The sequence below is a fragment of the Solibacillus sp. FSL W8-0372 genome (genome assembly GCF_037969735.1).
In the GTDB taxonomy this organism is placed as follows: domain Bacteria; phylum Bacillota; class Bacilli; order Bacillales_A; family Planococcaceae; genus Solibacillus; species Solibacillus faecavium.
This window is the reverse complement of the sequence record NZ_CP150204.1, coordinates 614,575-636,955: the sequence shown is the minus strand read 5'-3', so window position 1 is coordinate 636,955 and position 22,381 is coordinate 614,575. Positions and strand designations below refer to the sequence as shown.

Annotated in this window: 11 protein-coding genes; all 11 read right to left on the bottom strand. The window is 36.0% G+C overall.

Going from position 1 to position 22,381, the window contains the following annotated elements; translation table 11 throughout:
• Positions 1-21 precede the first annotated feature (21 nt).
• The 11 genes from MKY13_RS03050 to MKY13_RS03000 all read right to left on the bottom strand — a co-directional run bounded on the left by MKY13_RS03050 (position 22) and on the right by MKY13_RS03000 (position 22,303).
• On the bottom strand, positions 22-2,022 hold the full coding sequence (locus MKY13_RS03050; protein ID WP_339216839.1) for an N-acetylmuramoyl-L-alanine amidase: 2,001 nt from the start codon (positions 2,020-2,022) through the stop codon (positions 22-24).
• Between the two features lie 198 nt (positions 2,023-2,220).
• Positions 2,221-2,376, bottom strand: a complete 156-nt coding sequence (locus MKY13_RS03045) for a hypothetical protein (protein WP_339215224.1) — start codon at positions 2,374-2,376, stop codon at positions 2,221-2,223.
• 126 nt (positions 2,377-2,502) lie between these two features.
• Positions 2,503-3,441: a C40 family peptidase gene (locus tag MKY13_RS03040; protein ID WP_339215222.1), complete on the bottom strand. Its 939-nt coding sequence runs from the start codon at positions 3,439-3,441 to the stop codon at positions 2,503-2,505.
• 281 nt (positions 3,442-3,722) lie between these two features.
• Complete coding sequence (locus MKY13_RS03035) at positions 3,723-4,784, bottom strand: S-layer homology domain-containing protein (RefSeq protein ID WP_339215220.1); 1,062 nt, start codon at positions 4,782-4,784, stop codon at positions 3,723-3,725.
• 229 nt (positions 4,785-5,013) lie between these two features.
• Positions 5,014-9,108, bottom strand: coding sequence for a hypothetical protein (locus MKY13_RS03030; RefSeq protein ID WP_339215218.1), 4,095 nt, complete (start codon positions 9,106-9,108; stop codon positions 5,014-5,016).
• A 405-nt stretch (positions 9,109-9,513) separates the two neighbouring features.
• A complete protein-coding gene (locus MKY13_RS03025) occupies positions 9,514-12,078 on the bottom strand; it encodes an S-layer homology domain-containing protein (protein ID WP_191698710.1) in 2,565 nt (854 codons plus the stop codon).
• A gap of 396 nt (positions 12,079-12,474) precedes the next feature.
• A complete protein-coding gene (locus tag MKY13_RS03020) occupies positions 12,475-13,137 on the bottom strand; it encodes an S-layer homology domain-containing protein (protein WP_339215215.1) in 663 nt (220 codons plus the stop codon).
• Positions 13,138-13,324: 187 nt separating this feature from the next.
• Positions 13,325-16,243, bottom strand: coding sequence for an S-layer homology domain-containing protein (locus tag MKY13_RS03015; protein ID WP_339215213.1), 2,919 nt, complete (start codon positions 16,241-16,243; stop codon positions 13,325-13,327).
• A gap of 177 nt (positions 16,244-16,420) precedes the next feature.
• Complete coding sequence (locus tag MKY13_RS03010; protein WP_191698713.1) at positions 16,421-19,195, bottom strand: S-layer homology domain-containing protein; 2,775 nt, start codon at positions 19,193-19,195, stop codon at positions 16,421-16,423.
• 33 nt (positions 19,196-19,228) lie between these two features.
• Positions 19,229-19,477, bottom strand: coding sequence for a hypothetical protein (locus tag MKY13_RS03005; protein WP_191698714.1), 249 nt, complete (start codon positions 19,475-19,477; stop codon positions 19,229-19,231).
• A 117-nt stretch (positions 19,478-19,594) separates the two neighbouring features.
• Positions 19,595-22,303, bottom strand: coding sequence for an S-layer homology domain-containing protein (locus MKY13_RS03000; protein ID WP_191698715.1), 2,709 nt, complete (start codon positions 22,301-22,303; stop codon positions 19,595-19,597).
• Between the last annotated feature and the right edge of the window lie 78 nt (positions 22,304-22,381).

Sequence of the window (22,381 nt, the reverse complement as noted above, 5' to 3'; positions counted from 1 at the left end):
AAGAAACTTGGATTTTAAAAACTATTTCGTATAATATTCGACAATGCCATTATAAATAGATTGAGCAAAAATTTCGATGTACTCATCAGATACTAATTTATTGTAATCTTCACTATTTGTTAAGAAACCGAGTTCTACTAATACAGCGGGCATAACTTGTCCTTTAATAACTACATAATCTGCACGCTTCACACCGCGATTATACATTTTAGCATTTTTGACAATTTCATTATTAATGGCTGTTGCTAATGCAAAATCTTCTTTTTCATTTGCATTAGACGTCACACTGTAAAATGTTTCTGTCCCTTTTGCCGTTTCTTTTGAAGCTGCATTTGCATGTAGACTGATGAAAATCTCACCGTTTTCATTTTTCGCATATTTAACACGCTCTTCTAAGCTCGGGAACGTATCACCTATACGAGTCATTTTTACCGTTGCGCCGTCTTTTTCAAGCTTTTGCTTAACTAGGTTGGCAACTTTTAAAACGATTTCCTTTTCACGTGCATTCTTTTTAACTGCTCCAGGGTCTTTTCCGCCATGTCCAGGGTCAAGCACGATAATGCGATCCTTCACAGCCGGACCTGTTTGATTGAGTAGCTGTAAATATGTTTTATTAATATAACCATTAATACCGTTATACGTTATTTCAGCCCAATTTCCTGATAATGAATGTACTTCCACAAGTGTGCCTCGTTTAATTTGACCAAGCGAACGAGATGTACCTAACGCTGACTCCCGAATATGTAATGCATCAACTGTCGCTTTGCCAATTGTATTCGTTAATAGCTGTTGTGGAGGTGTCAGTGGCTTTTCCGGCTGACTATTTTCTGCTCCACCTTCAGCAGGTGGTTCAGGCGTATTTTGTTCCTCTTCCACTACTGTAGTTGGAGGTTCCACTGTCGGGTTGTCTTCTACTACAGGTGGTACCACAACTTCTTCTACCGGCAAAGTATCCTGTGTTTGTGAAATGCGGACATAACCTGGTAAACCATTGACTAATGTGACATACCAATTACCAACCGTTCCATAAACGGCAATTACTTCTTTATCTGCTATGGAACTAACAATATCAGAACTAACATCACGCTTTTGGTAGACTTGAATATCATTTAGTGCGTAAACATTTTTTTGAACTTTATTGATTAACTGTCCTGATTCATCAGTGAAATCAACATAATCTTTATAAACATAGGCATAACGCCCCTCGTATGAAACTTTCAGCCAACCATCCTGTTGTACTTCAAAAACTTTAAATGGTGTGCCTGTGTTTACTTTTGTTAAAACGTTTGAGGCATTTGCAGAAGAAGCAGATAATCGTACATTCAGGTTATCAACTTTAGCTTTAGCAGAAGCAATCGCAGCCGAAGCATCAGGTACGCTAACTCCTTGAACTGGCAAAGGTAACCGATACTTTTCTGACGATGCACGTGCGATAAATGATGCAAACTGTGCACGTGTTACTGAATTTTTAGGATTATACTTTTCTGCATCTACTGTAATTCCATTAAAATAAATAGCCGCTACATATGGATAATAGCTGTATGTCGGACTAATATCTTTAAATGGCACTTCCAGCTTACCTGTTTCGTTAGTATTTAATTTAAAAGCAATCGCTAAAACTTTACTCATTTCTTCACGTGTTAAAGGTGTATTCGGTGCAAATTTCCCTTTTGATTGCTCTGAGAAAAATCCTAATTTTACAGCACTTTCTACATATCCTGAAAGCTCCGTTCCTACTGTCACATCAGAAAACGAAGAATTTTGTACAGTTAGTGGTTTGTTCTTCGTTGCAACAACGACCATTTTTGCCGCTTGTCCACGCGTTACATGTGCATTTGGCTTGTACAGGGTTTTCCCATTTTCAGTGTACCCCTTGATGACACCTGCATTTACTAAATAAGAAATCTCTCCGTATGCCCCGTTTGTAGAAGGGACATCGGCAAAGCTTGTGCTGGCATTTGCCATATTTAATGGGAACATTGACATGAAGATGATTGTCACCGTCATGATGAAACTGCGCATAGACAATGTATAAATCCTCCCTTCTATTAGATAATTATCATTTTACCAAATAATTCATAAAATTAATATGCAGTAAAGTTAGTAAATTGATATTTTTCTATTTTATAGAAATTAATTAGAGGTGAGTACTTCTACATTGGAAAGAGAAGTTCTACATTTCGAGCGGATGGGTATACTTTCCTAATCAAATTTTCTACTTTAGTCAAAATAGTCTCTACTTTCTATCTGAGAAGTTCTAATAAAGTACATGCCTTCTACTTTTGTCGCAAACTGTTCCACATTAGCAACAAAAAATTCTACTTTCTCAGCGTTCTGTTCTACTTTGCTTGCGCATGCTTCCACTTTTCCCATCAAACATTCTATTTCCCACTCAATAAAAAGGAAGCACAAACAATTTCTGTTTGTGCTTCCCATAGGTAGTACTTCCCTGCAAGGTATATCTATTGATATATGTAGAAGTTACTGAATCTTATTATTAAATTATTGTAAACGGTTAATGAAAGCCGTTAAATGTTTTAACATTACATTATCGTTCGTACCGAAAGTGCCATCACCTTTACCATTTGTGATGCCGTTTGATGCTAAAATCGAAATGTCGTTATGTGCCCAATGTGATGCTGGGACATCTGTAAACTTTAAATTGTCTGATGCCATTTTTAGATCAAATGCTTTTACTAATACTTTTGCCATTTGAGCTCGTGTTAATGGTGAACCTGCATTGAATTTGCCGTTTTCGTCACCTGTGAAAATGCCTAGTTTATAAAGTGCTGTTGCTGCACCTGCATATTTTGAAGATGATTTAATATCCGTAAATGGTGAATTTGTATCAGATGTATCTAAACCTAAAGTTTCTGCTAATTGAATCGCTACTTCACCACGTGAGGCATAAACAGTGAAATCGATTGCTGAGTTCTTTACTTCCTCTTTTTCAATTGAAGATGCTGCTGCGACAACTTTTTCACTTTCGCCAAAGCTCGCTACTCGTTTAGCGCCAACATATCTTTTCGCCCAATAAGAAGACGTTATATTAGCTTCCGTTACGCCTGTGCTTGTACCAGCATGGATAAACTTGTTACCACCTAATGAAATACCCACGTGTGATACTCCGCCGCTTGTATTGAAAAATACTAAGTCGCCTGGTTGTAAATCAGATTTTGAAACGGCTTTCCCTTGTTTATATTGAGCAGCTGCTGTACGACTTAAATCATGTCCTAATTGACTGAACACTAATTTAGTGAAACCAGAACAATCTAACCCGCGTGCTGTTGTTCCTCCATAAACGTATGGTACACCGATATATTTAGAAGCTGTTGCTGTTAATTCTGAAGCTGATGATGCTTGTACTGTATTTGAACCCGTCCCTACACCTGAAAAAATCATGAAAGTTGCAAAGATCGGTAATAAAATTTTCTTTTTCACTTAACTTGAAACTCCCTTCAAATAGGCCTCGATACTATATTCGAGGTATAACATAACAGAAAACTTTTTTGTTCATGTTTATTTAACCTAATAACAGGGTAACATATATTGTTGTGATGTTATTTTTCACTTGTGTAACAGTTATAGTATTTTTGATATAAAAACAAAAAACACGAAATCCCTGCGTTTAAGCGAGGATTTCGTGTTTTAAATAGAAATTAACTTATCATTAAACTCTCATTGTAATATTACTGTAATGTAGAGCACTAGAATTTACCATATTATTTACTAGAAAAATGCTGAACTACATAATATTTACCATTTTTATCTTTTTCAATACCGATTCCCATATGAGTATACGTACTTTTTAAAATATTTTCCCGATGTTTCGGTGAAGCCATCCATGCAGCAACGGTCGTTTCAGGTGTTTTGAAATTACGGGCTATATTTTCACCATAGCTTGTATATTCATAGTCAAACAATGTTGCCAAATCCCATGGATTCCCGTAAAACTTTGAATAATGTTCGAAGTAGTTACGTTTTACCATGTCCTTTGCTTTTATAATGGCAAGTTGTGTCAACTTCAAATCTTGATTGACTGCTGAATATCCCTCATTTTTACGTTCCTTATTAACTAAATCCAATATTTTCTTCTCCCATTGCTTATGGTGATTAACTGTATCGATATAGTCTTTCTGTAAAAGGTCATAAACTATTTCTAAGTTTTGGACCTTTTGTCTAAATTCCATACCGCGCTTTGTTAATGCAGCTACATGTGCACGGGTTACAAATTCATTTGGCTCAAATTTGGTAGCTGTCTTCCCCTTTACAATCTCTACATCCTCCAATGATTCAATATAGTCCTTTGCCCAATAGCCTTTAGGTAAATCTTTGAATTTCGTTTTATTTTTTGAATCAACTTCAACTGCATAGGCAAGGGCAATCATTTTTGAAATATGTGCGCGCTTTAACGGTTCTTCAGGATTAAATTTGCTTTCATTTTGAATGATCCCTAATTCGGCCAATTTAGTAATTTCCTTATAATATAAATGATTGCTTGGTACGTCGCTAAAGTTTGGGACAAAATCAGTTGTCAAATCTATCCCCATAGTTCGCGCTATTATACTAGCCGCTTCTGCACGAGTGGTCATACTATTCGGCTTGAAGGTGCCATCTGCAAATCCTTCCATAAAGCCTTTTCCTGCTAGTTCATAAATTATCGGTGCTGCCCAATAACTACTTTTTACATCAGTAAATTTTGGAGCCGTTTGTGCATAAGACGTTGGAGTTTGCATTTGAAATAGACAAGCAATAATAAACCCCGTTGCTAAAAATCGTTTCAACCCAAAAAAGCCCCCTTAATCTGTCATTTCTTACTATTATACTATGATAAATTTGCAAGCTTCACAATTATTCGCACTGCCATTATCTTTTACTTTCTTACTTTTCTTCCTTAAAGAACAAAAAAATATACCTTTTACGAATAACGCAAAAGGTATTGTAACACTTTTTTATATTATCAATTTTTCAAAAGATTACAAGTAAAAAATTCCATCTATTAAGATAATTCTCTTACAGTCCTAAATCAAAAATAGCCGCCTGTAGTTTGTTGTAATTTTTCACTAATGCTTTTTGATTTACTGTTAAGCGTTCGTAAGCTGTTTTTGCTGATTTTGCTCTTGAAGCATATGTTCTTAACGTTGAATCCAAATCATCTATTTGCTTTATGACACGTTGTGCTGCCTTTAAATCTCTTTCAGCTTGCTGCAGATCCGAATAGTTTAATACTTGACGCTTCGATCCAGAAGGAAGAGCTTTATATGCAGCCAATGCTTCCGTTACATCTGTTTCGAAGTTACTTGATGTTGAATTTAATGACGCAATAATTGTCGTCACTTTTTGTACTTCAGTCATATCAAGTACGGCCTGCTGTAATTTATAGTAATTTGTAACTTTTAGTTTTTCTTCTTCCGATAATCGGTCATACGCCAGCTTTGCCGCTTCCATATTTCCTTGGAAGTACTTATCATTCGGCTTCAAGCCTGCAATTAATGTGTATACGTGAATGACATTAGATAAATTTGAATACTGGTCCATGTTAGTAACGTATTGCTTTTGTTTGTCATCCAATTTTTTTAAAGCATTATTAACCGTGTTGAATTGACGGCTTAAATCATTTCTTGGATTGCTTAAACCATCAATTGCCTTAATTGCCGCTTCAATCGGCTTAATATACTTCTCTTGCTCTTTTAGTTCGGATTCTAGAGTAACACCTTTTTTGTTTGCAGAATTTAACGATTTAAAGGCTTCGCGCGCTTCTTTTATTTTCGAAATAAATTCATTTGGTGGTACTGTATTCAAAGCTCGAATCATCGCATCTACTTTAGCGCCACCTTCTACATTTAGTTCATGCTCCTGCAATGTCGCTAAATTTGATATTTTTGCCACTAAGTTCGCTGGCAATACATTAAATAAAGCTCTTGCCGCTTGTGTTTCCTCAACAAATGTTTTGCTTGACGGTTTAATCGAGTTAATCGCATTCATTACTTTAAATATTGAAGTGAAATCGCCTAAAAACTGCTCTGTATTTAATAACAATGCACGCTCAGATATCGACAATTTTTCATAAGCTTTACCAGCCGCATTATATTTTGATATAAAGGTACGCGCATTAGATGGGTCTAAAGCTAAAATATCTGAATCCAATTTTAAAACAGGCTTCACTGCACGTTCGCGAGTTGTTAAATCTTTATAGTTCATAACGAGCTTTTGATCTGATTTTGATAAACTGTCATAACCATTGCGCGCATCGATTAACTTTTGAATATAGTTTTCTGCTGTTGGAATTGCGATATCGATTAAAGCCATTACTTCTTTTGCATTTGAAACACCCAATTCAGCTGTCGCAAGTTTTGTTATATTGTGTACTAACTCTTGCTCTGTTGGTGACAATAAAGCATATTCTGCGCGTATCGCGGCTACATCTATTTCATATGTTTTAGAGCCTACACGTAATTTTTCAATACGGTCAATTAAGTTTGCTGCTTTTAAAATATTTTTCAGCTTTGAATCATAGTTAAATACATCTCTCTTTTGCTTGTCCGTTAAACGATCATAAGCTTTTTGAGCAGCCGAAACCTTATTTGAGTATGAGCGATCTGTGTGAACAGGAAGTTTATTGATTTGCTCAATCACTCGTAAGGACGCTTTATAATCACGCTCTAAGTCTGTTAGCAGCTTTGCATTACTTACATTGCGTTTTGCTGTCGAATCAAGCCCCTTATACAAAGTAGATACTTCTGCTAAATCTGTTATAAATCCTTCCCCAGACTTCGTTTGTAAAGCATCAATTCTTTGCTCAATTGTAGAAGCAGATGTGACTACCGCTTGGAATTCTGTTAGTTTCTGACCATAGTCAGTATGAAGCTTTGTTTTAATGATATCTAAATTCGTTGTTGGATCTGTAGGTACTGTATATCCTTTCAATAATTCATCGAATTTATTTTTAGCAGTTGATAATTTTTCTTTGAAATCTTTTGCTGTTGGACGGATTGCATCGATTTCTTGCATTAATTTTGCTATTGGTAATAACTCTTCTAGTTTTGCATAGTTGTAGACAATCGCTTTCATCGGTGCTGTTAATTTATTGTAAGACGTTTCAACTGTAGTTGTTTTACGAGCAAAGTCTTTGGCTTTTACATCAATTGCATCGATTGCTTTAATTGTATCTAGGGCAACCTTGTTTGCTCGCTCTAACTCAGTTAATGTTTTTATATTTTTTACTAAGCGTTTGCCGTTTGATGATAGAGAATTATATGTTTCACGTATTGTAAAAATTTGTTGTAAATCAATAGAAGTCGCATTTTTTAACGTTAGAATATCGGCATCCAATTTAACAGCTAATGCTTGCTCATCTTTTAGTGCTTGTAAGTGAGTCTTCAAAAAACCGTGAAGCTTTTCGATATATTTTGCATCATCTAATGGAATTGCACTTTTAATTGTATCCCAATCGTTCAATGTATTTTGTGCTGTAAGTAAATCATCCGCATATGTTGCGCTTGTTACTTTTAATTTTGCTACCTGATCAGCAATATTAGCAATTGGCATTAACGCTTCGAGACGTGCTCGGTTTGTGATAAGTTTTTGTTCGTTTGTTTCAGGTTTTCCGTGTTCTGCTATAACTTTCGAATATGATGACTCAGCAGAACGTACTTTCGTTACAAAGCTTGTTACACTCGATAACTTCTTCGTATCCGCTAAATTTTTGTCATCCAGATTCAGGAGGATATCTGTTTTAATACCCTCAATTAATTTTATAACGTTTGCTGCAGTTGAAGAAGATTTTTCCCATGAAGTGAGTAATTCCAATGCTTCTTTTAATACATATTTCCGCTCGGTTGGAGATAAATCGTTGTAAGCTTTTCTAGCATCAGTGACAGCCGTTGTTGCATTTTCTACTTTTATAGCAGTAATTTTACCTTCTACTGCTATTGCTTTTTCTATTGACGTTTGCATTTCTATTATTTTATCAGCATTCGTAATAAAATCTTTTTCAACAGTCGAAAGCTCTTCATAAACCTTCACCACGTTTGGTAAATCCAAGCGTAGTATATCTGAGTTAGATGCAAGTTTAGATAAACGTGTAATTTCAGTGACTATTTTTAGAGCATTGTTGTAACTCTCCATGTCCTCATAGTTGGTAACTAACGCTTTTTGGAGTGCAGACAATTTCTCATATTCCGTAACAATCGCAGTTACTTTTGAGTTAAATGTTGTCGCAGTTGGAGGATTTACTTTAATAGCCTCTATTTTATCTTCTACAGATTTGGCTTTTGTAATATCTAATTCTGCATCCTTAATAAACTGCTCGATTCCTACTGTGTCCTTAACTATTTGAATTTTTAAGGTTTCTTTAAATATCTCTGTATCCGGGATTTCACTAAATGCTTTTCGTGCAATTTCAACAGCGCTCACATACGTATCCTTTATTATTATGTTTGCCTGTGAAGCAATAATTATTGGCGTAATTGAATCCTTCATAAAGGAATCGATCTTTTCTACATCTTCTTTTTTATCGTCTAATTTTTCAATCAATTCTCGAGTAACAAATTGTTCAATAAATTTGCCCTCTCCATTACCATCGTAATATTTAAGGGTAGAAAGAAAATCAGTAGAAGTAAGAACAGCTTCAGAGGCTGCCGTACTTAAATCTGTTGATAATTTATTTAATTTATCCTTTAAATCTTGAAGTTCTACTAAAGCTTGATTTGTATCTGAAACTAAATTCTTGTTTTTTGTTGTTAATTTGCCTACTAAATTAGATAAAGATACGGCATCTTTTCTAGCCTCTATAAAACCTTCTAAATACTTAATTTTAGTATCAATTAATTTAACATTAGAATCACCTAAAATAGTTCTTTCGTCATCAGACATCGTATTAAATTTAGTTCTCTCCACTTTAATACCCTGTTCAATCTGTTCAATATTGTCACTTGGTAATCCTTCATTTGCTACCTTAAAACTATTTAATAATTCCTCTGCAGTAATAGAAGCTACAACATTAAATGGTGTTGAAGTTTCACTTGCCTGTACTTCCCCAGCTTGTGCGACGATTGCCGGTGTGATTAGTAGACCTGCCATTAATCCCATTTTCAAATTTTTTTTCATCGTGTAATCCCTTCCTTTTCAGGTATTTCTCCGATACTCGTTCATAATCCTAGTATAACTATCGGCAAATTTTCACATTTTTTTAGTTAATATTGATGGAACGAGGGGGTGAGGAAAAGGGTCTTTTGGTAAGAAATTATAAGATGATATTATATTCGACATTTGGTTTGCTTTATTCGCCAAAGGTACACACTTAATAGTCAACTTGACTTACATATTCGTCAATCCGGCTTTCTTAATCGCCACTCTGCATGATATAATCGTCAATTTACCATTTAATAGACAAATTTAATTTTTATTCGCCACTTCCTCAAGTATAATCGCCACTTTTAGCGAATAACGTCTTCCAGATTTTAATTTATAAACCAAAAAACACCTATCCAATTAAGAATAGGTGTTCCTTCATTATAATGCGTCTGTATATAATTGGCCTGCTGGTAGATAGTCGGACATTCCGATTTCCTCAAGACCATTTTTGATTTTCATCGTATAGCCATATTGATTAACCGATAAATAATTTGCTTTTGAAATAATCATTTCTTCATATAATGGTAATTGCGATGGATCCACATCTTTCCAGTATTTATATGAGTTAATTAAGTCTTCAAGCGTTAAATGTTGATAATCATCGCCTGCAAATTCGCCTTTCGCATTGACACGGTACCAAATATCACCATTTGCACGGATCCATTTATTTTTCTCGATCTGTAATGCACGGCTAACTGCTGTTGCGGCTTCTAAATATTTTGTATCTTGGAATTCCTGATAAGCTAATAATAAAATATTCATTCCACCAAGTAAATGGTTCATGGAAGCATGTGTTGTTACTTGCTGATTAACCGGGAAGTAATCCGAAATATAATAGGCATTGCTATTAATATTTATAACATGTCCTGCCGCTTTACGAGATGCTAAAAGGTCAGCGTAATTGCGTAACGGTTCTTTATAATTAGGGATATTAAACTCTGCACCAGAATTATAATAGAATAACGCAATTTGCTCATTGAAACGAGTGTCGATAAATGGTGCTGTTATATCGTACAAGTTCTTTAAATACGTACTTGTTACTTCTGTCTTCCAATAAGGTGCATCACCTTTAAATTTATCTAAGCTGATAAATGAGTTTTTCACTACGTTCGCAAAATAACGATCGCCTTGTTCTTTAAATAATACAAGGGCTCGATCCTCTTTCACTAGTAGTAGATTACGTCCAAAACCTTGATATGATTTTGGCATTGGCTCTGTTGTTGTAGCCATTTTATTGAATGGACCTTCTGCAGTATACCAGCTGTTACGCTTTTTATAGTTTAGAGCTGTTTCAAGCATCCAACCATTCATATTTTCATCCGTTTTAAATAATCGTTCGTTTGAATCCATATACCACGTATCAACAATATCATTTCCATTTGATGTTAACGTATAGAAGCTAAATAGCTCTTCACCTAACAACGCGTAAGAATATGCCTCATATTCTGATTGCAGGTCACGCATATAGCTTGTACCGCCTGTATCTTTATAGCTTTGTGTCAACTGTTTTGAGCGATAAGCTTGTCCTACCATTCGATCTGTTGCCAGCTTTTCATTCGACATAATCCGCATAAGACCTGTAGGGTATGATGATGAATCATAGCCAAATACATCATTTGCATTTTTCGAAATCGGGAAACGATCATAACGGTATAAACGATAATTCGTTACATTTGACGCTTTATGGAATAAATCCACTGTTAATTTTGAGCTGCCTTTATTAGTTAAAGTAGTAAATACAAAGTCATCACCGTTTTCCAGTGCACGGATTGTCACCTTTACAGTTGCGCCTTGATTGCCGACTGCATAATTATAAATCGTATCTTTCGCAACACCGTAAGTTTCAGTCGTTGTTCCTTTAAATGCAATCGGTGCTGTTGAACGAAGATAAAGAGGATTTGTATCAGATGTTACTTGCACAAAATTCATTTCTGTACGATTGATTTTAAAAGTCTTTGAAACATCCGCTGCTTGTACTGTATATTCATTTTTAGTAATTTTATTAGTTGCAACTAGTGCCCGGTGAAGCATCACAGAAAATGTCACACGATTTACAGTCGCTTTCGGATCATACGTACCGTCTTCACGACCTGTAGTAATACCATGCTGAGCAAGGATTTTTACATTTTCACGATGTGATTCACTAATTTTGTTCCAGTCTTTGAATGTTAATGTTGCTCCAGTATCTTTTAAGTCAAATGCCCGTACTAAAGTAGTTGCCATCTGTTCACGAGTTAATGCATCTGATACACCGAAGCGACCATCCGGTTTACCACCGAAAATACCTGCATTATATGTAGAGAATACCCCTTGTAAAAAACTCGATTTATTACTAACATCCGAAAACTTATTTTGATATTTTGCGTCAGGAAGCTTTAGTGCGCCTTTAAAAAGATTTGCTGCCTGGCCACGGTTAATATTTAAGTTTGGACGGAATTCTGCATCCGGATAACCGCCGATAACACCCATTTCAACAAGTTGCATTACTTCATTTTTTGCCCAAAAGCTATTTGGAACGTCTGCAAGTTTTTGCTTAACCGTTAAATGAGAGCCTGCTTGTTGCGCTTTAGCTGGTTGCTCTGTTGTATTGTTTTGCTCTGTATCTGCTGTTGATTGCTCTGTACTTTCAGAAGCGTCCTGTTCTTCCGTTATTGCTGGTTTTTCAGGTGTTGTTGCTTCAGGCTGAGCCAGTGTAGGACTGTTCAATTGTTCAGGCTGTACTTCAGTGGAACTTGATGTCGCATCTTTTTCAGCCGTCACTGTATCCTGTTGCTCGACAGTATTTTCAACGGAGCTTGTCGTTTGATTTGTAGTAGTTTGTGGAATTTGTACTGTTGGATTTTCAGCTTCGACTGTTCCTTCTACGTTTGCATAAGTTGCACCTGGTAATGCAGTAGAGAAAAATAACAGCGAGGCTAACAGTGCTGATTTAATTTTTGACATTAGAACGAATTCCCTCCTTTTTTTCAATAACGTTATAAATTATACCGAATATTCCCTGTTATTTCATTGAATAATACAATTTTTAATAGAATAGTAATATTTCATTTAAAGTGTAGCATGAAGGCTAGTATAGTGCGATGGTAATAGTTGAATCAGTTGCTATGTTTTGCTTAGTTTGAAAAGAGCAGTGACTAATAACCGAGGCAATTTCTACTTTTCGAAGTAATGATTCTACTTTCCTCTTTAATGTGTCACCTTTTCTCCGTTAAAGTTCCACTTTGTACACGTAACTTTCTACTTCTCATCAAAGAGTTTCTACTTTTGCCCGGCTTTATTGATAATATTCATCAAAAATACACTTGAGTCTACTTTCTCTCAAGTGTATATTTTCAAAATCTATTCAACACTAATAACCGTTAAGTCATCTGATTTAGCCTCAATTGCGTTATATAAAAATGTTGCCAATTGCCCGCGCGTCAGTTTCATATTCGGGCTAAAAGTAGTGGCTGTCGTACCTTTTGTAATTCCGTAATCTACTAACGTTTGAATATACTGTTTTGTCGCTTCATCAGTAAGTTTATTGACATCCGTAAATTTCGTTTTCGTCTGAGTAGATTGTTGTAATTCAAAGCCTATCGTTAACATTTTCGCTAACTGGGCACGTGTTAAAGTCACATTTGGTCTAAATTCATCACCATATCCATTGACGATCCCTGCTTTTGATAATGCTGTTACTGCATCATAGTATTTGCTTGATGAAGGAACATCCTTGAATAAAGTTTTCTGATCAGCAATTCCCCTTAGCCCTAGCGCATTTGCTAAAAATAGGGCTGCTTCTCCACGCGTCGCCGGTTTTCCCGGTTCATAGGTAGTTGCTGTCATACCCATAATAATTCCATTATTATATAAGTTTAAAATAGCTTTTGCATGCGAATTTGATTCTTTCACATCAGTAAAGGGATTTTTAGTAGACGCTTCAGCAGACAATCCCGTTAACGGAATAATTGTAGCAACTACGAGAGCCAGAGTAATAATGGATGTGTAAAATATTCTTTTCATCTCTATTATTTCCTTTCTATTAAAGCATTAGCGCAATTATACAATACATTTCCCTGTAAATGTATATTGTACTTTCGTTACTTCTCCCAATGCAGTAACAAATTAGCTGGTACAAAAAAGAAAAACCAATTTACTATTGAGAAAATTGGTTTTTACGTGTAGAACTTTATCCTATTCTTTATAAAAATTAATTATTTACTAAAGATGTTTGTATATTAAAAGTATCAACTAACGAATTACCCGCTTCATCTTTTACAGTGTCCACCCCAGCACCTTTTTTAACAGTTACGGTTGTACCTGCTGTAAAGTTATCCGTTAATGTAACCGTTACTTTATTGCCTGTTGTTGATGAAACTACTGATTCAATGCCGATTGCTGTACCTGAAGCATTCTCAACTACAAATGAATCCGTACCCAGTCCGCTTATATTTTCGCTAAATGTCAGTTCAATTTGGTTGGCTGATAGGAATGTTGCTGCATTTAGTACTGGTCGAATATTTTCTTTTAAACTCACTTCTGCTGTTAAATTTGGTTGTGATGCAACTGAATCTTTCGCCTTCACACCACTAATAAGTAAATTACGTGGACCTGTTGACGTTGTTTCATTAGGTGCCAGTGTTAAAGTGACTGTATTTAATGCCCCACTTGATACTTGCGCATGCGTAACTCTAGCATTTGGGATAGAATAATTGCTTGCTATAGCTGCTGTATTCGCATCAAGATCGTGATTAAACACTAATCTTACTTGATCGTTAGTTAATGTTGGATCTGTCGTTGATGTTGTGACAGCTGGTGTTTCTAATATATTATTATTATTTGCATAATCTGTTGTACGTTGGAAAGTCACAGCCTTATTTCCAGCATTGACACCATATGCACTTTTCAATTCTGTAAATGATAATGTTACATTATAAGTAGCATTATCGGCATCGCCAGCGCCTAATAAATCGTCTAACTTCACACGTAATACTGATCGATTATTATTATCTCTATATGCAAGGTTTGTTGCTGTTCCGTTGAAGGTATGTGTAACGCCGCCTTTTACGTAGTTACCTGAAGCGGTTACACGTGATGCTGCAATTAAACTTACATCCCTATTCAATGTAATATCCAAATATTCGAAGTTTCCATCTCTTGCTACTGTTGTAGCTGCTACTTCCGGAGCAGCACTATCGATTGTAAATGAATGTGTATTGGCAAATGTATTCGTTTCCCCTGAAATATCCGTAATTGTTCTCCCAGGAGCTGTTCCAATATTGTATACGCCATTCAAATCAGATGTGGCAGTAATCGTAAATGATCGATTGTCACCAGGAACCTCATCAATAGCAGTAATAGGATTAATAGAAGTACCTAACCGTAATTCTAAATCTGCAATTGCTGGCTTACGAATGCGCTCTGAAAATGTCAGTTTGAACGTTCTAGGCCCTGTTTGTGAAATGCTTGTAAGTGTCGGCTTCACACCATCAGCCCCACCCATTGTAAAACTAGTAGTTAATGGATTTGGTGAACTAAAATTCCCTGCAATATCGCGTAAACCTGCAAATGTTACAGTAATCGGCGTATTAGCAGCCAGTGGTTGTCCATTTACCATAGCATTTGATAAATCAAAATCTGCATACCAGTTTCCTGTTCCAATGTCTCCAGTGATACCCGTTACATTCGTTCCATTTGCCAGTCTAAATGTAATACTACTATTACTAAATGAACGTAATGGTTCCGAGAATGTGACGCGGACTGTTTTGGCATCCCTATTGACTGTGCTTATTAGTGTAGGTGCAACCGTATCTGTTCCGAAGTTGATAATTTCATCATATGGCGTTACCGATGTACCTGCTGTATTTTTTACATCTTTTACTTTTACGACATAGCGACCTGATAATGCTGCCACTCCATTTGATGAAATTGTTAAGGTACGACCATCCTCACTTAATTGTCCCTGTGTGAATGATATTGAATTTGAGTTATCCACACCCGTTATAGTGATGTAGTTCGCTATTTGTGCTTGTGTTAAGTTAGCTGGGAGATTTACTCTTTGGTTAAATTTAATTTCTACTTGACCGCCATTTAGCGATTTTGCTGAAGCCACTTTCACTTCTGTCACGGTATACGTAACTTTTGCTGTATAATCTTTCCCATCAATTTTAAACGAAACAGTTGTTTCCTCATTTTCAGGAAGGTTATTTTCCAACGTAACATTATGCTCAGAATTATCACTTAATGTTACTTTTAATGTATTGGCTCCTGTTACTTCCGCAGTTTTCACTGTCAAGTTTGCTTTGTAAGTTACAGTGGCTGTATATTTTTTTCCTGCAATATCAAAAGTAACGATTGTCTCCTTACCTTCCTCTAGAGCCGTATCCAATTTCACTGTATGAACAGTATCATCTTCAAGCGTAACTCTTAATGTCGAGGCATCTACTACTTCTACTGCTTTGAAATTTGATTCTGGTGCTTCTACTTGCAGCAATTTAAATAAGAATGATGAAAACTGACCGCGTGTAGTGGAGCCTTTTGGATTAAAGTTTGGTACCCCTGTCACATTATAGTAATCCAATACTCTTATGGCTGAGCGAGCCTCTGCTTTCGCTGCATTATAATCGACAACATCTTCTTTGAAATTTTGCTTCTGTACATGACCTACATAGTCAAAACCATTAATGTTTGTATAGGCACGCACTAAAACAACTGCCATATTTTCACGTGTAATAGAATCGTTTGGTAGTAATCTGCCGTTACTTCCATTGAATACACCATTATCTTTCACTAATGCAGCGTACTGTAAAAGCTCATCCTGTGATGTGCTGCGTAAATCGGTAAAACGCATATTTGTTTTATAGTCAGCGGGTACCTTATAACCTTGTGATACTAAGTATTTACCTAATAATTTCACCACGTCTGATCTAGTTAATGTACGATTAGGCTTAAATGTCCCGTCCGGGTATCCTGAAATAATTCCTTGACTGACAAGGGACTCAATGGCTAATTCATGTGTATTTCCTGCTGTATCGGAAAAACTGGCAGCACTTACTGCAGGAACAATTGCTGAGGCAACTAAAGTGGCCGTTGCGGCTGATGCTACAAATTTTCGGTACTTTTTCTTCATAGTAATTAACCTCCTAGTAATCTAACACAGTAAAATTACTGTAATTTTCCTAAAACGCTTACAAAGTATGCGATTCCACTAATTGTTAGAAAATAAACTATTTTTAAATAAGTTAATTCAAAAGTATTATAAAACAAGAAAAAGAGCATATCTATTGAAATAGATATGCTCCAAATATTAGAAGTTTATATTTTGAGGAACCGTAAACTGTATTGGTGAGAGATTTAATTTATTATTCGAAATGTCACTGATAGTCGATGTTGCTGTTTGCGTAACTTCTACTATTTGATTTGCTGTTAAGGCCTGTGCTAGACGTATGGAAACCTGATTGCTTGACTGTCCTGTCATATATACTTGCGCTATTGGGGCTACAGTTCCATTTACCTTCACTTCAAACGAGTTATTTAATGCATTTTTCACTGCTTCATTAAATGTCAGTGTAATTGTATCAAAGCCCGAAACATTTGTATTTAAATATTGCGGTGCGATATTTTCCTTCAAGTAAACAAGTACTGTTTGCGGATCCATCGACACAATAGAATTTAAAGCCCGTAAGTTACTAACCGTTAAATTTGTACCGCGGTCATAAATAATATCGCCCTCTTTAAGTGTTAAATACACTTTATATGGCTCATTATGATTGACGATTGCTCGCTGAATCGTCACACCGTCTAACGCATAGTTTTGTAGATTTGATGCTGATACACCATCCACATGTGTAGAAAATGTAAGGACAATGGTTTTATTGTCAATACTTGATCCCTGTCTTGCATTATACGCAGTTTCAACACTTAATAAAGAAAGTTTTTCTTCTGTTTGTGCAAAGTCCGCGCCTCGCGTAAAGTTTACTTGGTATGCAGGGTTTACCGCCTGCCCATACTCACTCATCACACCTGTAAATGTAGCGCCTACCGAATATGTGTATCCTGCATTTGTTGTAACTCCCGTTAGCGTACTTAAACGTACACGGACAACTTTATCATTAGTAGCTGATTTTTCCAGCTGTCCTACTAAAGGCGCAGCGAGCGGATACGTATAGCCATTCAAAATATAGCTGCCTGTTAGATTTACTTGAGCGAATGCCGCTGTCTCTACATTTCGGTCAAATGCAAATTCCAAATACTCAATACCTTTATCTTTCACTACATTTGTACTTACAATAGAAGGAACTGTCGTATCCGCTACAAAGTTATATGCCGTTGAAAATACATTCACTTCACCGGACAAATCTGTAATATAACGTCCAGGTGTTGTCGAAATAGTTGTATAGCCATTTAAAGAGCCATTTGTAGTTACAATAAATGATTTGGAATCTTCTTTATCTATAACGACACTTGAAATCCCTGGAGAATACGTATTTTGGACAATTGAAATATCTGCAGGTACGATAGTACGGATCTCTTCTGAGAAAGTCAGCTTAAATTTTTTTGCTCCTAATTGTGTAACATTCACTAAATTCGGTACAACGCCGTCTTTATCCCCTTTTGAGATGTACGTTGTTAATGGATTTGGCGAAGATAAATTATTTGCAATATCAACGATTGTCCCAAATGTAACCGTAATTGAAGTACCTGGTGCCAAAAGCTGACCGCGGGCTGTAGCTGCAGATAAATCATAAATAACTTCCGTTGCATTTTTTTCAATTGTACCCTGAATTCCGGAAACAACTGAGCCATCCGCTAATTTAAACTGTGTAACGCCAATCGGATTTGTAACCGGCTCTGTAAAAATTACTTTTACTTTAGTTGCAGCGACATTTTCCACTTTCAATACTGCTGGAGCTGTTTTATCCGCTACAAATGTCGCAATATCATCATATTTATTGAGCTTTTTCGCTGTTGCTGATTCTATCCCATCAACTACTACACGATAGCGACCTTCCATCCCTGTTGTCGCATTAATTGTTACTGTTAATGTACGCTTATCTTCACTTAGTTGTCCTTTTAATAATTGTACTTGTCCAAGGCGATCAATACCTGTTACTGCTACAAGCTTATTAATAGCCGCTGTATTTAACTCTGTCCCTAGCTTTACCGGCTGATTAAACGCTATAGCAATTTGCCCACCGTTCGGATTTGTAACAGAAGAGATTTTTAAATCCGGTACTTCAAATTTTACCTTTGTCGTAAAACTTTGTTCCCCTACTTCAAAAGTTACTTCAGTTTCAACATTTTCTACTAATGGCGTTTTTAACGTTACAATATAAGCTTTGTCATCTGATAATACAACACGCAGTTTATCCGCTGCCTGTACCTCTACTGTCTTAATCGTTAATACCGGCTTTTCTGGCTCTGGTTGAGGTACTTCTACTAACAACATGTTATATAGGAAAGAAGCAAACTGACCACGCTTTGTCGGGTCTTTCGGGTTATATGTTGATTGTTTCGTGACACCATGATAAGCAAGCGTTTTGATCGACTCCTGATGCTCATCTGATGTACGTGATAAATCACTAATATTTGATCTATATTCCGAATCAAGCATTGGCGTTACATAGTCATATTCATTAATAACTTTAAAAGCACGCACTAAAACAGTTGCCATTTGGTCACGACGCAACTGATCACGGTGCATAAGCGCACCATTACTCCCCTGGAATACACCGACATCCTTTACTAATGCCGCATACTGTAGAAGTTCATCCTGAGATTTTGCCGTTAAGTCGGTAAAGCGCATTTTCGTTTTGTAATCTTCCGGTACCTTATGACCTAATGAAACTAAATATTTCCCTAAAAGCTTTACCACATCTGAACGCGTTAAATTTTGATTAGGCTTAAACGTACCATCCGGATAGCCACCAATGATCCCTTGTTCCGCCAATGAAGTAATCGCATTTTCATGACCGCTTCCTTTAATATCTGAAAATGATGCTGCACTAGCTACTGGAACAATTGCAGTAGATGCTAGAACAACAGCTGTTGCTGATGCTAGAAATCTAGTATTTTTTTTCATATGTAATTCCTCCAATTTTATAAGTTTATAGTTTTATATATGTAATAACTTTATTTGATTATGACTAACTTCAGATATTACTAGATTTGAATTATCCAAATAAACTGTTTGATCTTTATCGATTAAAGCAAACTCTACGACAACTACTTCTTCATATTTCCAATTTTTAAAGAGTGATATTACTTCTTTACAATGAATTTCTAGAACATTCATTTTTGATTGAAAATAACCTTGAACTTCCAGTAAGAGCCCATTTATTTTCAATTGACTAAAAAAATGCATACTAATCCCTCCATAGTAAATATTGTATAGAATTATACTATATTTTACAAATTTTCTCACAAAAAAAAAGCTCCCTCTATTAAAAATAGAGGAAGCCGAAAATCGAAACTGCTAATATTACTTAGCTTTTACTTCGATATTTAATTTTTGAGCGTTAGCGCGTGCGCCTTTATCTGTAACAGATGCGTTACCGATAACTTTTACAGCTACAGTATCTACTAATGAGAAGTTAATTGCATCAGATAAAGTTACACGGATTGTGTTTTCTTTACCAGCTACTGGAGTTGCATTTGCTAATGTAGTACGAGAAGCTTGACCATCAACGATTAATGAGAAGTCAGAAGCGAATGTACCGCCGAATTGAACAGCTTCATTATATGTTAATTCGATTGTTTGGTTATCTACGATTACTGCAGAAGTTAATTCTGGAGCTTTTGTATCTTGTACAGCAATTGTTTGCTCATAAGCTTTAACTGTTTTAGTGCCAGCTAAGTTTTGAACGTTTGATACTTTCATTACAGCTGTGTTGTTATCAGCAGTAATTGTACCTTCAGCTAATGTGATTGTCGCTACACGGTTGTTGTCAGAAATTGTAATTGTAGCACCAGTTAATGCTTTACCATCTAATGTGTAGTTAGCTAAATCAGTTGCAGAACCTGCTACTGCGCCACCTTTTACTGCTTCTGGGAAAGTAACTTTAATTGTGTCAGCAGAAGTTGTATCGAATGAGCCTGCAGCCATTACAAATTCAGTTGAAGTTTTAGCAGTACCAAAGTCAAATGTCATGTTGAATGCATCTGATTTGTTAGCAGCTAAAGCTAAATCAGTTACTAAGTCTTTGTTGAATGTTACAGCTAGTTTACCTTCAACTAATACTGGAGTAGCAAATTTGAATGATACTTTCTTAGAACCTTTTTCAACTGAACCAGTTAAAGAGTTTAATGTAGAATCTACTTTACCTTCAGCGTTAACAACAGTTGCAATTGTACCGAAGTTAATACCAGATTTAGCAGCTAATGCTTCGTTGAATTCTACAACGATTTCTTCTACTTTACCATCTTCATCAACAATGATGTCATAGCCAGTTGCTACTGGTTTAACAGCGTCTTTTGTTAATGTAACAGATTTTGTAGTAGCAGCAAATTTGTTACCTAAAGCATCAGTCATTGTACCGCCTAATACTACAGTGAAAGTACGTGAATCTTTGTTAGCAAAGATTGTGTTGTCGTCTAATTCTACTAAGAATTGTTTGTTGTCAGATTTTTCTACAACTGTTGCAGTATCACTTGTTACAGCACCTAATAATTCGTCTTTAACAATACCGTTAACTAATGCAGCTTTTACAGAATCAACGTTCATTGCTTTGTCGAAAGTTACTAAAATAGCGTTGTCGCCAGCAGCTTCGATTGTTGCTGTTGGAGCTACAGTATCTACAGTTACTTCAAATGCTTTTGAAGCTTTAACTGATTTGTTACCAGCAGTATCTACTACATTGAATAATTCAACAGTGTGAGATTTACCAGCTTCAACTGTAACGCCTTCTAAAGTAACAGTTTTGCCTTCAACAGTAATTTTGTTAGAAGCTACATCAGTACCATTGATTTTCGCAGCACCGATTGAAGCTTTTTCAGATAAAGTTACTACTACAGTTTCTGTAGCTTTACCTTTTGTTACAGCTTTAACTGAAACGATTGATGGAGCTACTTCATCTTTGTAAGTTACTACAGATACGTATTTAGCAGTTTTTACTAAACGATCTTTAGCAGTACGGATAGGTTCTACTACTACAGCAGCATCTTTAACATTAATTGCTGATTGAGAAGTTAATGTTAATGTTTTACCGTCTTCAGATAAATTAGCTGTATCTAAAGTTGTACCTTGGATAGATACTTTGTTGTTAATATCAGATTTTAATACTGCTTCGCTGAATTTAACTTCAACAGTTACGCCGTCAACGATGTTAACTGACATTACTTTTGGAGCTTCAACTTTGAAAGTTACTGTAGCAGTATATTCTTTACCGTCGATTGTGAAAGTTACTTTAGTTGCTTCGTTAGCTTCTAAAGCTTTTTCTAATGCAACTACATGAGTAGAATCATCAGATAAAGTAACGTTTAAAGTTTTAGCATCTACTGCTACTGCTTCTTTAACAGTTAACTCAACAGAAGTGTTGATTGTTTTGTTTAAGAATGATGCGAATTGGCCACGAGTTACTGTATTTTTAGGGTTGAAGTTTTCAACTACAGAAATACCTAAGTCACGTAATGATTGGATAGCTTCACGAGCTTCTGCTTTAGCAGTAGCTAAGTCAGCAACTTTAACGTCTTCGATTTTAGTAGCTAATTCTACTAAAGAAGTTTCGTTGATTGCTTTGAAAGCGCGGTCTAAAACTAGAGCCATATTTTCACGAGTGATTTTGCCACCTGCATTTAATGCACCGTTAGAACCGTTGAATACGCCAGTGTCAGCTACTAATGCAGCATACTTTACTAATTCTTGGTCTTTAGCATCTACAGCTACGTCAGTGAAACGAGCTTTAGTTGCGAAGTCAGCTGGGATTTCAAAACCTTGTTTTTCTACCCATTTACCTAACATTTTAACAACTTGGCCACGAGTTAATTCTTGACCAGGCTTGAATGTACCATCTTCAAATCCTTTAATGATACCCGCTTCAACTAATGCTTCAATGTTTACAGCGTGTGAGTTAGTTTCAGCAACGTCCTTGAATGATGCAGCAGAAGCTACAGGAACGATTGCAGATGCTACTAGAGTAGCTGTAGCAGCAGCTGCTACGAATTTAGTATATTTCTTTGGTTGGTTAGCCATAGAATGATTTCCTCCAATAAAAACAAATTTTTATCATTTACTTACTTTGTGTCTCGTATATTACGATAACATTTTTAA

Coding starts and splice junctions, on each gene's coding strand:
- MKY13_RS03050 (WP_339216839.1), bottom strand. CDS start 2,022: ATGCGCAGTTTCATCATGACGGTGACAATCATCTTCATGTCAATGTTC.
- MKY13_RS03005 (WP_191698714.1), bottom strand. CDS start 19,477: ATGCATTTTTTTAGTCAATTGAAAATAAATGGGCTCTTACTGGAAGTT.
- MKY13_RS03000 (WP_191698715.1), bottom strand. CDS start 22,303: ATGGCTAACCAACCAAAGAAATATACTAAATTCGTAGCAGCTGCTGCT.
- MKY13_RS03020 (WP_339215215.1), bottom strand. CDS start 13,137: ATGAAAAGAATATTTTACACATCCATTATTACTCTGGCTCTCGTAGTT.
- MKY13_RS03015 (WP_339215213.1), bottom strand. CDS start 16,243: ATGAAGAAAAAGTACCGAAAATTTGTAGCATCAGCCGCAACGGCCACT.
- MKY13_RS03010 (WP_191698713.1), bottom strand. CDS start 19,195: ATGAAAAAAAATACTAGATTTCTAGCATCAGCAACAGCTGTTGTTCTA.
- MKY13_RS03025 (WP_191698710.1), bottom strand. CDS start 12,078: ATGTCAAAAATTAAATCAGCACTGTTAGCCTCGCTGTTATTTTTCTCT.
- MKY13_RS03030 (WP_339215218.1), bottom strand. CDS start 9,108: ATGAAAAAAAATTTGAAAATGGGATTAATGGCAGGTCTACTAATCACA.